Source organism: Streptomyces sp. NPDC057623 (assembly GCF_042800355.1).
In the GTDB taxonomy this organism is placed as follows: domain Bacteria; phylum Actinomycetota; class Actinomycetes; order Streptomycetales; family Streptomycetaceae; genus Streptomyces.
Genome location: NZ_JBHVGZ010000021.1, coordinates 37870 through 49836, shown reverse-complemented (window position 1 = coordinate 49836; position 11967 = coordinate 37870). Strand labels below are relative to the sequence as shown.

Sequence of the window (11967 nt, the reverse complement as noted above, 5' to 3'; positions counted from 1 at the left end):
GCCGACGGCGGACCCGGCCGGGTGTCCGGCTTGCGCTCCCCAAAAGCGAGAGCTTCCCCAGGCGGGGGCGCAAGCCGAGGGGCTACTCCGGCTGGTGTTCCGGCCCTCCGAAGTCCGGGCTCGTGTAGTCCGGGCTCGTGTAGCTCGGACGCGAGCCCCGGGAGGCGCCCTCGTCCGGGCTGCTGAACCCTGGACGGTCGTAGCCCAGGTTCGGGATGCGGCTGACCGGCGTCGACGGCGGCGTACGGTGCAGGACCGCTGCCGTGCCGGGGTCGGCCAGTGCCTCCCGCAGGAAGGGCAGGATGCCACGCTCCAGCAGGGCTTCGCGCCAGACGTCCCTGGCTCGGGTGACCTCCTCGCTCAGTTCGCCGTACGGACCGCCGTCGAAGGCCGGGCGGTTACGCAGAGCGGTGAGCAGGAGCCCGACGGCGGCGACCAGGATCGCGGCCGCTGCCAGGGCGCCGAACACCCAGCCGGTGGTGAGCATCGTCTGGGCGAACGCCGGCTCGGGCTTGAACATCTTCAGGATGTAGCCGACGAGCAGGAAGATCGCCGCGGCGGTGCCGGCGAGGACGGGTGCCAGGACCGCGAGCACGGCCACGATGCCCGGGCCTGCTGTCTCGGCGACCTCTCCCATGGTGGTGGCGAGCCCCATCCCGCCCGTCCCCGACTCGCTGGAGCCGGACTCGCGGGTGGACGACGGGGTGGACGGCGCCGGCTGGCGCAGTTCCTCGCGGACCTTCACGTAGTGCTGGTACTCGGTCGCCGCGGCCGCCGTGATGAGTGCGGTGGCGTTGAGCGCCATGGTGCGCAGCTGTTCGGGATTGAGCCGCTGTCCGACAGCGGTCAGTTCCGGGTGGTGTGGTGCGGAGCGCAGCGCCTCATCGAGGATCCGCTCGTATTCCTGGCGGTCCTCGCTGTGCAGGTGCTGCGGAACGCTGTTCATGTGCATCCCCCGATGCTCCGTAGGGCTTGGGGCTCGCATGCCAACGAGCCGTCGGGCAGAAACGGAGGGGAGCCTGCTACGGATAAGCCGATGGTAGAGCGGTGACGGCACACGGTGACAGGGGGTTTGCCAAAATTGGGCCCTGGCCTGCGCCGTCATCCGTCACTGCGCGATGCGAGGACGTCTGCCCGGTGAACCTTCAGATATCCAGGGGAAGTTGCTGGACCAGCAGCTTTCCGGCCATGGTCACGCCGCCGTCCATGCCGATGGCGAGGCCGTCGGCGTAGACATGCGGTCCCTCGACCACGGGCCCGCCGCTGTCCTCGCCGTCCTCGGAGCCGACCTCGCCCATCAGATACGGAATGGGGCTGTGGCCGTGAACGATGCGGGTACCGCCGTACGTATCGAGCAGGGAGCGCACATGGTCGGCGCCGCCCTCGTCGCGGAAGGAGAAGCGCCTGGTGAACTTGCGGAAGAGATCCCAGACTTCGTCGGCGTCGTTGCGCGTGAGCGTCTCGCGGACGGTGTCGTTGACCGCCTCGATCGAGTTGCCGTAGTCGAGATAGGCAGTGGTGTCCGAGTGCACGAGCAGATGGCCGTCGACCTCTTCCATGGCGTCCAGCCGGGACATCCACTGAAGGTGGTGGTCCTGGAGGCGGTCCATGTCGGTCTTCTGGCCGCCGTTGAGCAGCCAGGCCGCCTGGAAGGTGGCGGTGCCCGCCCCGGAGTTGACAGGGGTGTCGCCGAACCGCTTGGCGCCGAGCAGCAGCAGTTCGTGGTTGCCCATCAGGGCCTTGCAGTAGCCGCCGGCCGCGGCGGCTTCCGCCGACAGGCGCATCACGAGGTCGATGACGCCGATGCCGTCGGGGCCACGGTCGGTGAAGTCACCGAGGAACCACAGCCGGGCGGTGCCCGCGGACCAGTTTCCCGCCGAGTCGATGAGGCCCTTCTCCTGGAGGGCGGCCACCAGCTCGTCGAGATAGCCGTGCACGTCGCCCACGACGAACAGCGGGCCGGGACCGTCCGCCGGCTGCGGGGCGGGCAGGGAGTCGGGGTCGACGTGCACCTGGACCGTGTCGCCGCGATTGATCACGGGCAGGTCCCGCTGGGTCGGCGTGTACCCCTCCGGATACGCCTGGTCGAGGAGCGGCGCGACCTCGCCCGGGTGTGTGCTGTGGGCGTACGGACCGGTCTCGTGCACGTAAGCGGGCACCCGGAAGTCGCGCAACGTCGCCGTCCGCTCCACTTCGGGTCCCTGACCGGCCCCCTGAGTCATCAGACCCCTCCACCATCGCGCCGCAGCTGCACCGCATCGGACTGCCTGGTCGCAGCGGCCCGCGGGTGTCGTGGGCCCATCATAGGAATGCCGATCGCGCCATGTGATGACCCAGGGGTGGTGAATCGGAGCAGGACTACTGTTCACCGCGGCTTTCGCCCCGATTGGGCCGGGCTTCGACCACTCGCTGATCGCGCTCCCGCAGCCCCTCGACCTGCTGGTGCCGTTCCTCGGCCGGCTCCTACCGGTCCTCGGGCGACCGGGGCGGACTGACCGTCGTACGCGGCGGGCGTCGCTGGGACGAGGTACGCACGATCAACTCCGTCGGTATCACCTGCTCGACCGGCTGGTCCGAATCGACCCCCTCGATGGCGTCGATGAGGAGCTGGACCACGGCCGTGCCGATGCGGCGGGGCTTCAGGGAGAGCGTGGTGATGGGCGGCTCGGTGTTGGCGTACACCGTGGACTCGCTACAGCACACCAGAAGCAGGTCGTCCGGTACGCGCAGACCGTAGCGGCGGGCGGCGGCGAGCAGGTCGGTGCCGTTGGGGTCGAACAGGCCGTAGACCGCGTCGGGCCGGTCGGGGCGGGCGAGCAGCCGGTCGGCGGCGACAGCGCCCGCGCACGGGTCGTGCGCCGGGTAGGCCTCGTACACCGGATCCTGGCCGACCCGCTCGCACCAGCGCAGATACGCGGTGGTCGACAGGTGGGTGTACGTGTCCGTGGTGGTGCCCGTCAGCAGTCCGATCCGGCGGGCGCCCGCGTCGGCCAGGTGGTCGAGGATGCCGAGTACGGCGGCCTCGTGGTCGTTGTCGACCCAGGCGGTGACCGGGAGCGAGCCGGCCGGGCGGCCGTCGGACACGACCGGGAGCCCCTGCCGGACCAGCTCGCTGACGACCGGGTCCTGGTCGGACGGGTCGATGACGACCGTGCCGTCCAGGGCGACGTTCGACCAGACGTCGTGGCGTGAGGTGGCGGGCAGGATCACGAGGGCGTAGCCGCGGGCGAGCGCGGCCGAGGTGGCGGCACGGGCCATCTCGGCGAAGTACGCGAACTCGGTGAAGGTGAAAGGTTCATCCCCGTATGTCGTCACGGTCAGGCCGATGAGTCCTGACTTGCCGGTACGGAGTGTCCGGGCGGCGGCCGACGGGCGGTAGCCCAGCCGGTCGGCCACCTCACGGACATGGCGTCGGGTGGCGTCCGGGAGCCGGCCCTTGCCGTTGAGGGCGTCGGAGACGGTCGTGATGGAGACCCCGGCGGCGGCGGCCACGTCTCTGATACCCGCCCGGCCGGGCCGGCTGCCTCGACGTGAGGTTTCCGCGCGGCTCACCTGGTGCTTCCCTGCTGCTGTCATGGCGAGCCGATAGTAGGGCTCATTCGGTGGGGTAGTGCGGACGCATATGCAGTCGTTGACAGACACGTTTCTGCAAGGTCATCTTGCGTCAAACCCCTTGGAAACCAAGGGAGTTGAACGATCCAATGGTAGGACGTGACTTGTCGGCACGCACGTGCCTGCCAAGTGCCCGATGTTTCGAAGAGGTCTCAACTCACCTGCACGGGTGATGCGCGCCACGGCGCGAGCCACCGGCGCATAGATATATGTGTGATGCGCCCCCTAATTCGTACGCCTTCGTACGGCGATGCCCCTGATGCAGGTGTGACAGGAGGGAATCCAGGAGGGGGAGCAGGGTTGGCAGACGAGCCCGCCGCACCTGTACGCATCGGCGCCGAATCCTCATAAGGTGAGAAGTATTGGAGCCGGCGGTGGTGATGGGCCGCCGGTGGTCGCGAGGAGGACTGCGGTGAGCGAGACGAGCCCGAAGCTGCGCGCCGAGTTGGAGGGTATTCCCACCTACAAGCCGGGCAAGCCCGCCGCGGCCGGTGGCCCGGTGGCCTTCAAGCTGTCCTCCAACGAGAACCCCTATCCGCCGCTGCCCGGCGTGATGGAGACCGTGACGGCCGCCGCCTCGTCCTTCAACCGCTACCCGGACATGATGTGCACGGGGCTGATGAACGAGCTGTCCGAGCGCTTCGGCGTCCCGGCCGCGCACCTGGCCACCGGCACCGGCTCGGTCGGCGTCGCCCAGCAGCTGATCCAGGCCACCGCCGGACCCGGCGACGAGGTCATCTACGCGTGGCGGTCCTTCGAGGCGTACCCGATCATCACGCAGATCAGCGGGGCCACGTCGGTCAAGGTGCCGCTCACCCCGGGCGATGTGCACGATCTGGACGCGATGGCCGCCGCCATCACCGACCGCACCAGGCTGATTTTCGTCTGCAACCCGAACAACCCGACAGGCACGGTCGTGAAGCGGCCCGAGCTGGAGCGGTTCCTCGACCGGGTGCCCGGCGATGTCCTGGTGGTGCTGGACGAGGCGTACCGCGAGTTCATCCGTGACCCCGAGGTACCGGACGGTGTGGAGATCTACCGCGAGCGGCCCAACGTCTGTGTCCTGCGGACGTTCTCCAAGGCGTACGGCCTCGCCGGCCTGCGCGTCGGCTTCGCGATCGCCCAGGAGCCGGTCGCGGCGGCGCTGCGCAAGACGGCCGTGCCCTTCGGGGTGAGTCAGATCGCGCAGGAGGCGGCCATCGCCTCGCTGCGAGCAGAGGACGAACTGATCGGCCGGGTCGGTTCGTTGGTGTGCGAGCGCAACCGCGTGGTCGACGGGCTGCGCGCTCAGGGCTGGACAGTGCCCGAGACCCAGGCCAACTTCGTGTGGCTGCGGCTGGGGGAGCACACGGTCGCCTTCGCTCAGGCCTGTGAGCAGGCGGGCGTCGTGATCCGACCGTTCCCGGGCGAGGGTGTGCGGGTGACGATCGGAGAGGCCGAGGCGAACGACATCTTCCTGAAGGTGTCGGAAGGGTTCCGCAAGGAGCTGTAGGGCTCCGTAAGCCGGTCAGGCCTCCACGAGTTCCACGCGCACCGGGTCGCCGTCGCGGACGGTGGCCAGCAGGCGCGGGTCGCCGTCGATGTGGCCCAGGACGTTGCACGGGCTCGTGAGGCGGCACTCGTCGCCTTGCGAGATCGGCGTGGGGCCGTAGGGGAGGGCGAGCGCGTCGCCGTCCGTCCAGAAGGCGACCGTGCCCGGCTCGACTACCTGCCGGGCGTTGGTTTCACGTGGAACGGCGACACCCGTGTCGAAGTAGACCTCCTCGCCCCAGGTGCGGGCGGTGGAGACGAGGGGCAGGGCCTTCGCGAGGGCCTGTGTGGTCGGTGTGTCGTCGAGGGCCGCGGTGAGGTGTCCCGCGGGCCAGGAGATCCGTATGTGTGTCGGCGTCGGTGTCTGCATGCCGCCGATTCAACAATATGTTGAAGTTCGCGCCAAGGGGTTGACCTCAAGAAGGGACCCCCCTTGGGGGTCGGGAGGACGGTGCTGCATAATTGCTTGTGAATGTGAACGCTTTCACAAGCGGTAGTAAGGAGCGGCGACGTGGACCTGGCTTTGGCGCCGGAGACTCTGGCGCGCTGGCAGTTCGGTATCACCACCGTCTACCACTTTCTGTTCGTCCCCCTGACGATCTCACTGGCGGCCCTCACGGCCGGCTTGCAGACGGCCTGGGTGCGCACCGAGAAGGAGAAGTACCTCAGGGCGACGAAGTTCTGGGGCAAGCTCTTCCTGATCAACATCGCGATGGGGGTGGTCACCGGCATCGTGCAGGAGTTCCAGTTCGGCATGAACTGGTCCGACTACTCGCGCTTCGTCGGCGACGTCTTCGGTGCCCCACTCGCCTTCGAGGCCCTGATCGCCTTCTTCTTCGAGTCCACCTTCATCGGTCTGTGGATCTTCGGCTGGGACAAGCTGCCGAAGAAGATCCACCTGGCCTGTATGTGGATGGTCTCCATCGGCACGATCCTGTCGGCGTACTTCATCCTCGCGGCCAACTCCTGGATGCAGCACCCGGTCGGCTACCGGATCAACGAGGCGAAGGGGCGGGCCGAGCTGACCGACTTCTGGCTCGTACTGACCCAGAACACCGCGCTCGCCCAGGCGTTCCACACCCTCTCCGCGGCCTTCCTCACCGGTGGCGCGTTCATGGTCGGCATCTCCGCCTTCCACCTGCTGCGCAAGAAGCACATCCGCGAGATGAAGACCTCGCTCAGGCTCGGCCTGGTCACGGTCGTCATCGGCGGCATGCTCACCGCGATCAGCGGCGACGTCCTCGGCAAGATCATGTACGAGCAGCAGCCGATGAAGATGGCCGCCGCCGAGGCCCTGTGGGACGGTGAGGCTCCCGCGCCCTTCTCCGTCTTCGCCTACGGCGATGTCGACAAGGGCCACAACAAGGTCGCCATCGAGATCCCCGGCCTGCTGTCCTTCCTCGCCAAGGACGACTTCAGCTCGTACGTCCCCGGCATCAACGACGTCAACAAGGCCGAGCAGGAGAAGTACGGTCCCGGTGACTACCGGCCCAACATCCCCGTCGCCTACTGGGGCTTCCGCTGGATGATCGGCTTCGGCATGACGTCGTTCGCCATCGGCCTGGCCGGACTCTGGCTGACCCGCAAGAAGTTCATGCTGCCGCAGCACCTGAGGGTCGGTGACGACGAGGTGCCGCATGTCGTGCTGCTGCCCAAGAAGGCCCTCGGCCCGAAGCTCACCCAGTGGTACTGGCGCATCGCCGTCCTGACCATGGGCTTCCCGCTGATCGCCAACTCCTGGGGCTGGATCTTCACCGAGATGGGTCGTCAGCCATGGGTCGTCTACGGCGTCCTGCGAACCCGTGACGCGGTCTCCCCCGGCGTCTCCCAGGGCGAGGTCCTCACCTCGATGATCGTCTTCACCACGCTCTACGCCATCCTCGCCGTCGTCGAGGTCAAGCTGCTCGTGAAGTACGTCAAGGCCGGTCCGCCCGAGCTGACGGAGGCCGACCTTAATCCGCCCACGAAGATCGGCGGCGACTCCCCTGACGCCGACAAGCCGATGGCCTTCTCGTACTAGGCCGAGGGAGCTGCACAGTCATGGAACTTCACGACGTCTGGTTCGTCCTGATCGCCGTCCTGTGGATCGGCTACTTCTTCCTGGAGGGCTTCGACTTCGGGGTCGGCGTGCTCACCAAGCTGCTGGCCCGCAACCGGCCCGAGAAGCGGGTGCTGATCAACACCATCGGCCCCGTCTGGGACGGCAACGAGGTGTGGCTGCTCTCGGCGGGTGGTGCCACCTTCGCCGCCTTCCCCGAGTGGTACGCCACGCTGTTCTCCGGCTTCTACCTGCCCCTGCTGCTCATCCTGGTCTGCCTGATCGTCCGGGGTGTCGCGTTCGAGTACCGGGCGAAGCGGCCCGAGGAGAACTGGCAGCGCAACTGGGAGCACGCCATCTTCTGGTGCTCGCTGCTCCCGGCGTTCCTGTGGGGTGTGGCCTTCGGCAACATCGTGCGCGGCGTGAAGATCGACCGGAACTTCGAGTACGTCGGAAACCTGTGGGACCTGCTCAACCCGTACGCGCTCATCGGCGGTCTGGTGACGCTGACGCTGTTCACCTTCCACGGTGCGGTGTTCACCGCGCTCAAGACCGTCGGGGAGATCCGGGAGCGGGCCCGGAAGCTGGCCCTGTGGGTCGGCCTGGTCGCCGCCGTGCTGGCGCTGATCTTCCTGCTCTGGACGCAGGTCGAGAACGGAGATGGTAAGAGCCTGGTAGCGCTGGTGGTGGCCGTGACCGCGCTGGTGGCGGCGCTGGTGGCGAACCAGGCCGGCCGTGAGGGATGGTCGTTCGCCTTCTCCGGCGTCACCATCGTGGCCGCCGTGGCGATGCTCTTCCTGACGCTCTTCCCGAACGTCATGCCGTCCTCGCTGAATGACCAGTGGAGCCTCACGGTCACCAACGCGTCGTCGAGCCCTTACACACTGAAGATCATGACCTGGTGCGCGGTGATCGCCACACCGATCGTCATGCTCTACCAGGGCTGGACCTACTGGGTGTTCCGTAAGCGGATCGGCACGCAGCACATCGCCGCGGACGCCGCTGCGGGGGCCAAGCACTGAGTCCGCTGCGGGCGGGGTGGTTCACGATGTTTCACGTGAAACTCCCCGCCCCGGACCGAAGGGCATGTTTCACGTGAAACCGATCGACCCGCGTCTCCTTCGCTACGCCCGTGCCACTCGCCTCTTCCTGCTCGCAGTCGTAGCTCTGGGTGCCGTCGGCGCGGTGCTGGTCATCGCGCAGGCGATGCTCATCGCCGAGGCGGTGGTGGGGGCGTTCCAGCACGGGATGTCCGCGGCTGAACTGCGCACTCCCCTGCTGTGGTTGGTGGCGGTTGCCGTCGGCCGCGCGGTGGTCGCCTGGCTCACCGAACTCGCCGCACACCGGGCGAGCGCGGCAGTGAAGTCGGAGCTGCGGGGGCGGCTGCTGGCGCGGGCGGCCGAGTTGGGGCCCGGCTGGCTGAGCGGACAGCGGACGGGATCGCTGGTCGCCCTCGCGACCCGAGGAGTCGACGCTCTCGACGACTACTTCTCGCGCTACCTCCCGCAGTTGGGGCTCGCGGTGGTCGTGCCGGTGGCGGTGCTGGCGAGGATCGTGACCGAGGACTGGGTCTCGGCGGCGATCATCGTCGGCACGCTTCCACTCATCCCCGTCTTCATGATGCTGATCGGCTGGGCCACGCAGTCCCGTATGGACCGGCAGTGGCAACTGCTGTCCCGGTTGTCCGGGCACTTCCTGGACGTCGTCGCCGGTCTGCCGACCCTGAAGGTGTTCGGGCGCGCCAAGGCGCAGGCCGAGTCGATCCGGAGCATCACCGGCGAGTACCGCAGGGCGACCATGCGGACCCTGCGCATCGCCTTCATCTCCTCCTTCGCGCTGGAACTGCTTTCGACGCTCTCGGTGGCCCTGGTCGCGGTGACGATCGGCATGCGGCTCGTCCACGGCGAGATGCATCTGTACGACGGCCTGGTCGTCCTGGTGCTGGCGCCGGAGGCGTATCTGCCGTTGCGCCAGGTGGGCGCGCAGTACCACGCGGCGGCCGAGGGTCTGTCCGCGGCCGAGGAGATCTTCCAGGTGCTGGAGACTCCGGTGCCGGTTTCGGGGACCGCGACGGTGCCGACGGGGGCGGTGTCGTTCGAGGGAGTCTCGGTCCGCTATCCCGGGCGGTCCGCCGACGCCGTGTCGGACGCGTCCTTCCGTGTCGAGCCCGGTGAGACGGTCGCGCTCGTCGGACCGAGCGGCGTGGGCAAGTCGACCCTGCTGAACGTGCTGCTGGGCTTCGTGCGGCCGACCGAGGGGCGTGTGATGGTCGGGGGAGCCGATCTCGCCGAGCTCGATCCGGAGGAGTGGCGCTCGCGCATCGCCTGGGTCCCGCAGCGGCCGCATCTGTATGCAGGGACGATCGCCGAGAACGTACGGCTGGCGCGTCCCGACGCCGATGACGTGGCCGTGAGGCGGGCGTTGGCGGATGCCGGAGCCCTGGAGTTCGTGGAGGCGCTGCCCGAGGGCGTCGACACGGTGCTGGGTGAGGACGGGGCCGGACTGTCCGCGGGGCAGCGGCAACGGCTCGCGCTGGCCCGGGCGTTCCTCGCGGACCGGCCCGTACTGCTGCTGGACGAGCCGACGGCCGCCTTGGACGGGGCCACCGAAGCCGAGGTCGTGCAAGCCGTGCGGAGGCTGGCCGTGGGTCGGACCGTCCTGCTCGTGGTGCACCGGCCGGCCCTGCTGGGCGTGGCGGACCGGGTGGTGCGGCTGGTGGGGGCCGTGGCGCCCGCGCAGGCGCAGGGCATGCCCAAGGCGTCCGATGTTCGCTCGGACACCGAGCGGGACGTGCACGGCGGTATCGCTTCGGACGACGTGTCCGTCTCGGACAGCGCCGAGGCCGCCCATTCGGGCGGCTCCGAGTCCGTGTCGCTCACGACCGGCGCGCGGGGTGCCCTCGCCCGTGTCCGTGCCATGTCCGGCCCCCGGCGCGGTCGTCTCGTCCTCGCGCTGCTGCTCGGGAGCCTCGCGCTCGGCAGCGCCGTCGGGCTCATGGCCACCTCCGGGTGGCTCATCTCACGGGCCTCGCAGCAGCCGCCCGTGCTGTATCTGATGGTGGCCGTGACGGCGACGCGGGCGTTCGGTATCGGGCGGGCCGTGTTCCGGTACGCCGAGCGTCTGGTGTCGCACGACGCGGTGCTGCGGATGCTGGCCGACACCCGGGTCGCCGTGTACCGACGGCTGGAGCGCCTGGCTCCGGCCGGGCTGCGCCGCACGCGGCGGGGCGATCTGCTGGCGAGGCTCGTCACGGACGTGGACGCGCTGCAGGACTACTGGCTGCGGTGGCTGTTGCCCGCCGCAGCCGCGACCGTGGTGTCCGCCGGGGCCGTCGGCTTCACCGCCTGGCTGCTGCCCGAGGCGGGCGCCGTACTCGCCGTCGGGCTGCTCGTGGCCGGGGCCGGAGTCCCGCTCGTCACCGGCGGCGTCGCCCGGCGCGCCGAGCGCAGGCTGGCCCCCGCCCGCGGAGTGCTCGCGACGCGTGTGACGGATCTGCTCACCGGCACCGCGGAGCTGACCGTCGCCGGCGCCCTGCCCAGCCGTACCGCCGAGGCGCGCCGGGCCGACCGGACGCTCACCCGGATCGCCTCGCGAGCCGCGACAGCGACCGCGCTAGGCGATGGACTCACCGCGCTGGTCTCCGGGCTCACCGTCGCCGCCACCGCCCTTGTGGGCGCCCAGGCGGTCGCCGACGGGCGGCTCGGCGGCGTCGCGATGGCCGTCGTCGTCCTCACGCCGATGGCCGCCTTCGAGGCCGTCATGGGCCTGCCGCTCGCCGTGCAGTACCGGCAGCGGGTGCGCAGGAGCGCCGAGCGCGTCTACGAGGTGCTGGACGCGCCCGAGCCGGTGCGGGAGCCGGAGCGGCCCCGGCAGGCACCCGCGTCGCCCTTCCCGGTCGCCCTCAGGGGGCTGACCGTCCGCCACGCGGGGCAGGACCGGGACGCGCTCGCCGGCCTCGACCTGAACCTGGAGGAAGGCCGCCGGATCGCCGTCGTCGGACCGTCCGGGTCAGGCAAGACGACGCTGGCGCAGGCGCTGCTGCGCCTCCTGGACGCCGAGGCGGGCTCGTACACGCTGGGCGGCGTGGACGCGTACGCGCTGGACGGCGACGGCGTACGGCGGCTCGTCGGGCTGTGCGCGCAGGACGCGCATCTCTTCGACAGCTCCGTGCGCGAGAACTTGCTGCTCGCCAAGAAGGACGCCACCGAGGCGGAACTGCGTGCCGCCCTGGACCGCGCCCGGCTGCTCGACTGGGCCGACAGCCTGCCCGACGGCATGAACACGCTCGTGGGCGAGCACGGGGCACGGCTCTCGGGTGGGCAGCGGCAGCGGCTCGCGCTGGCCCGGGCGCTGCTCGCCGACTTCCCCGTCCTCGTCCTCGACGAGCCCGCCGAGCACCTCGACCTGCCGACCGCCGATGCCCTCACCGCCGATCTGCTGGCTGCCACCGAGGACCGTACGACCCTGCTCATCACTCATCGGCTGGCCGGACTGGAGGCTGTGGACGAGGTGATCGTGCTGGAGGAGGGGCGGGTGGTGCAGCAGGGGACGTTCGCGGAACTGGCCGTGGAGGAGGGGCCGTTGCGGAGGATGGTGGAGCGGGAGGAGGAGACGGATCTGTTGGTGGGGGCGCCGTAGCGCACGGCCGAGGCGTCGGCGCGGGTGAATGCGGAACCGGGCCGTGCTGATTGGTGCTCACGTCAACAGCCGTACTGGCCCATCCGCAGCAACATGTCCCCCAGGCGTACGCCGTGAACAGGCCATGACGCCGTCTGCGAGCCAGGATC

Annotated in this window: 8 protein-coding genes; 4 read left to right on the top strand and 4 right to left on the bottom strand. The window is 69.5% G+C overall.

What is annotated here, in order from left to right; translation table 11 throughout:
* Positions 1–82: 82 nt before the first annotated feature.
* The 3 genes from ACFU95_RS22265 to ACFU95_RS22255 form a co-directional block, all read right to left on the bottom strand.
* Positions 83–952, bottom strand: coding sequence for a hypothetical protein (locus ACFU95_RS22265; protein ID WP_383830231.1), 870 nt, complete (start codon positions 950–952; stop codon positions 83–85).
* A 193-nt stretch (positions 953–1145) separates the two neighbouring features.
* Positions 1146–2222 carry a metallophosphoesterase gene (locus tag ACFU95_RS22260; protein WP_383830228.1) on the bottom strand — a complete coding sequence of 359 codons (1077 nt, stop codon included), beginning with the start codon at positions 2220–2222 and terminating at the stop codon, positions 1146–1148.
* A 241-nt stretch (positions 2223–2463) separates the two neighbouring features.
* Positions 2464–3576, bottom strand: coding sequence for a LacI family DNA-binding transcriptional regulator (locus ACFU95_RS22255; protein WP_383830225.1), 1113 nt, complete (start codon positions 3574–3576; stop codon positions 2464–2466).
* A gap of 448 nt (positions 3577–4024) precedes the next feature.
* Here ACFU95_RS22255 and hisC point away from each other — a divergent pair, with 448 nt between their 5' ends.
* Positions 4025–5104, top strand: a complete 1080-nt coding sequence (gene hisC / locus ACFU95_RS22250) for a histidinol-phosphate transaminase (RefSeq protein ID WP_383830222.1) — start codon at positions 4025–4027, stop codon at positions 5102–5104.
* Between the two features lie 15 nt (positions 5105–5119).
* Here hisC and ACFU95_RS22245 read toward each other — a convergent pair whose 3' ends face one another.
* A complete protein-coding gene (locus ACFU95_RS22245; RefSeq protein ID WP_383830219.1) occupies positions 5120–5512 on the bottom strand; it encodes a cyclophilin-like fold protein in 393 nt (130 codons plus the stop codon).
* Positions 5513–5653: 141 nt separating this feature from the next.
* Between ACFU95_RS22245 and ACFU95_RS22240 the strand changes: the two genes are divergently transcribed.
* The 3 genes from ACFU95_RS22240 (at position 5654) to cydD (ending at position 11818) form a co-directional block, all read left to right on the top strand.
* On the top strand, positions 5654–7162 hold the full coding sequence (locus ACFU95_RS22240) for a cytochrome ubiquinol oxidase subunit I (RefSeq protein ID WP_383830216.1): 1509 nt from the start codon (positions 5654–5656) through the stop codon (positions 7160–7162).
* A 20-nt stretch (positions 7163–7182) separates the two neighbouring features.
* The gene (gene cydB / locus ACFU95_RS22235; RefSeq protein ID WP_383830213.1) at positions 7183–8202 is read left to right on the top strand and encodes a cytochrome d ubiquinol oxidase subunit II; all 1020 of its coding nucleotides are present in this window, start codon (positions 7183–7185) and stop codon (positions 8200–8202) included.
* Between the two features lie 64 nt (positions 8203–8266).
* The gene (gene cydD, locus ACFU95_RS22230) at positions 8267–11818 is read left to right on the top strand and encodes a thiol reductant ABC exporter subunit CydD (RefSeq protein WP_383830210.1); all 3552 of its coding nucleotides are present in this window, start codon (positions 8267–8269) and stop codon (positions 11816–11818) included.
* Positions 11819–11967 lie beyond the last annotated feature (149 nt).

Bases quoted from the DNA above. Each gene is read 5' to 3' on its own strand.
- ACFU95_RS22265 (WP_383830231.1), bottom strand. From the start codon at position 952: ATGCACATGAACAGCGTTCCGCAGCACCTGCACAGCGAGGACCGCCAG.
- ACFU95_RS22260 (WP_383830228.1), bottom strand. From the start codon at position 2,222: ATGACTCAGGGGGCCGGTCAGGGACCCGAAGTGGAGCGGACGGCGACG.
- ACFU95_RS22255 (WP_383830225.1), bottom strand. From the start codon at position 3,576: ATGACAGCAGCAGGGAAGCACCAGGTGAGCCGCGCGGAAACCTCACGT.
- ACFU95_RS22245 (WP_383830219.1), bottom strand. From the start codon at position 5,512: ATGCAGACACCGACGCCGACACACATACGGATCTCCTGGCCCGCGGGA.
- cydB (WP_383830213.1), top strand. From the start codon at position 7,183: ATGGAACTTCACGACGTCTGGTTCGTCCTGATCGCCGTCCTGTGGATC.
- cydD (WP_383830210.1), top strand. From the start codon at position 8,267: ATGTTTCACGTGAAACCGATCGACCCGCGTCTCCTTCGCTACGCCCGT.